Origin of the sequence: Oceanospirillum sediminis (genome assembly GCF_014164585.1) — a bacterium.
Taxonomy (GTDB): Bacteria; Pseudomonadota; Gammaproteobacteria; order Pseudomonadales; family Halomonadaceae; genus Oceanospirillum; species Oceanospirillum sediminis.
In genome coordinates, this window is sequence record NZ_JACJFM010000285.1 from 1 (window position 1) to 332 (window position 332).

The 332-nt window shown below is 31.0% G+C and carries 1 protein-coding gene; it reads right to left on the bottom strand.

From position 1 onward, the window contains the following. Positions 1-332, bottom strand: a 332-nt coding sequence (locus H4O21_RS28715) for a DUF4132 domain-containing protein (protein ID WP_182812678.1), incomplete at both ends; no start/stop codon positions are given.

Here is a 332-nt window from a genome sequence, read left to right on the forward strand (position 1 = left end):
TGCTGATTAGCTTACCTTCACTATCCTCCAAACCACCTTCTTTATAAAACCCAAAGGTGTTTTTTGTTTTATTATAAAGCACTAACTTATTTAGCATTGCTTTTACAACTGGATGTATCAGGATGTTTTTAAGTTCTTCTTTACTAAACACTTCTTCTCTTAACATCGCGTTTTCTAACGAAATACGTGTTCTGGAATATTGTTTTCTTAAATATGCTTTATTTTTTTGAAGCGATTTAATTTGCTTATCCTTTCTGTATTTAGCAGGAATAGATTTTTGGGATTTCCCATCTTTAGTAACTTTTATATCTGCTTTTCCCTGTGCATTAACA